Source organism: Streptomyces sp. NPDC001393 (assembly GCF_053597455.1).
Window position 1 is genome coordinate 1 of sequence record NZ_JBSFIH010000147.1, and the last position, 1,922, is coordinate 1,922.

The 1,922-nt window shown below is 64.4% G+C and carries 2 protein-coding genes and 1 pseudogene; all 3 read left to right on the plus strand.

Annotation, left to right across the window (positions count from 1 at the left end; genetic code table 11):
• Positions 1–107 precede the first annotated feature (107 nt).
• A pseudogene (locus ACWC2T_RS45935) lies at positions 108–236 on the plus strand (IS5/IS1182 family transposase); the annotation flags it as partial.
• Positions 233–1,000: an IS3 family transposase gene (locus ACWC2T_RS45940; RefSeq protein ID WP_450676233.1), complete on the plus strand. Its 768-nt coding sequence runs from the start codon at positions 233–235 to the stop codon at positions 998–1,000. The pseudogene ACWC2T_RS45935 and the gene ACWC2T_RS45940, both read left to right, overlap by 4 nt.
• A gap of 456 nt (positions 1,001–1,456) precedes the next feature.
• The gene (locus ACWC2T_RS45945) at positions 1,457–1,858 is read left to right on the plus strand and encodes a hypothetical protein (protein WP_450676232.1); all 402 of its coding nucleotides are present in this window, start codon (positions 1,457–1,459) and stop codon (positions 1,856–1,858) included.
• Positions 1,859–1,922 lie beyond the last annotated feature (64 nt).

The following is a 1,922-nucleotide window of genomic DNA, read 5'->3' on the forward strand; positions in this document are numbered from 1 at the left end:
AGGCCCTGCCGTTATGCGCCGAGCACCGAGGTGTCACCCGAACAGGAACCGTGTTCGACTGATCAAGCCCATCGAGCGGTAAGCGGAAGCCGTCTGAGCACATTCCCGTCTCCGCAGCCCGGTCGAGCGGGCCTTCGCGACTCAAGTCCTGGCGGATCTTCCGCCGCGCCCGCTGCAGCCCCAACCGCCTCACGACAATGACCAAGGCCGTCCTCACCCTGGAGGGCCATCGCTGAAGAGGCTCAGTCAGGTCCACACCTCCAACTACCGTGTCTACGGAGCGAGAAAGGTCTGGCGTGAGCTGAACCGGCAGGGACGCGTCGTGGCCCGGTGCACCGTCGAACGCCTGATGCGTGAGATGGGCATCCAGGGGGCGGTCCGCGGCAAGCGTGTGATCACCACGCTTCCCGGCGGGCAGGTCGAGCGAGCTCCCGACCGTCTCGACCGCGACTTCGCCGCCGCCCCCAACCGGTGCTGGGTGGCGGACTTCACCCACGTGAAGACCTGGTCTGCCACCGTCTACGTCGCGTTCGTCGTGGACACCTTCTCCCGCCGGATCGTCGGCTGGTCGGCGGCCACCGTCAAGGAGACGGTCTTCGTCCTGGACGCCCTGGAGATGGCGATCTGGCAGCGCGACCGCGACCAACAACCCATCCGGCCAGGCGAGTTGATCCATCACTCGGATGCCGGGTCGCAGTACACATCATTCAGGCTCGCCGAGCATCTGGACGCCGCCGGCATAGCCGCGTCCATCGGCTCAGTCGGCGACGCCTACGACAACGCCCTGATGGAATCGGCGATCGGCCTGTACAAAACCGAGTTGATCAAGCCTCAGCGGCCCTGGAAGACGCTTTCCCAGGTCGAGCTGGCCACCGCCGAATTGTTCGACTGGTACAACCACCGCCGACTCCACGGTGGGATAGGCCATATCCCGCCCGTCGAGTACGAAGCCAACTACTACACGGAACTCACGAAACCCCAGGTCACAACCACAATCTGAGATCTCTACCGAACCCGGGGCGGTTCACCCTTCACCCGTCCGCTGGACTTGATCGGACTGCCCTGACCAGCAACACCACATGATCACCAGGACTTTGAATTAGCCCTGCCCTCAGGGGTGGCCAGGGGTCGCGCGCATTTTCGCCATGGTCTGTGCGTGCCCTGCATGTTCCGTTTCGCAGCAGATCGTATGCGGCGCATTGTGTCTCCCTGGTTCCGCTTGCTGGCCAGCAGGGATCGTCTCTTCGCCATTTCGAGTCCTATGCTCTTGTGTCTGTTGCTGACTGTGTGAGTAGAGTGACGACCTGCTTCCGGTCAGTTGGGGAACTGCCTGCCGGCATCGTTCGGGCGGGGCGGGAGCGGATGACCAACACACGCTCAGCGCAACGGGGACCACACACGCACGTGCCGCAACGGGCTGGTCTCCTTGTGCCTTGAACACGGGGGGAATTTCGCCATGCGTAAATGGCTGCCTGCTCTTGCCCTGTCCACCGCTTTCGTCTCTTCGGTTCTGGCGGCTCCGCAGGCTATGGCTCAAAACTCGAAGCCGGTGGCCGAGAAGGTGCCCGGCACCAACGTCGAGTTTTCACCGAGCGCGGCGCGCGACCCGCAGACGCGTGCCCTCGCGGCGGCCGATCCCGCGGCGGTAGAAGCCGGCGGCCTGCTGTGCGGGAGCGGATACCAGCTGGGTGTGGTGAACCGGCTTCCGGACTCCCGACGGTTCGGAACCCTCTTTACGTACATCAAGTGGGGGCCGGGCGGGCGGCCGGGCCGGGATAACGGGGCATGCGCCGTGTTCGACAACAACCTCGGGTTCAAGGAGCACATTGAGGTTCCCCCGACATGCGGGGCGAGGTGACAGCAGGTCAGATAGGGCTCATGAGAGGAGCTCTGACGATGCCTGCCCCGAGGAAGTACCCGCT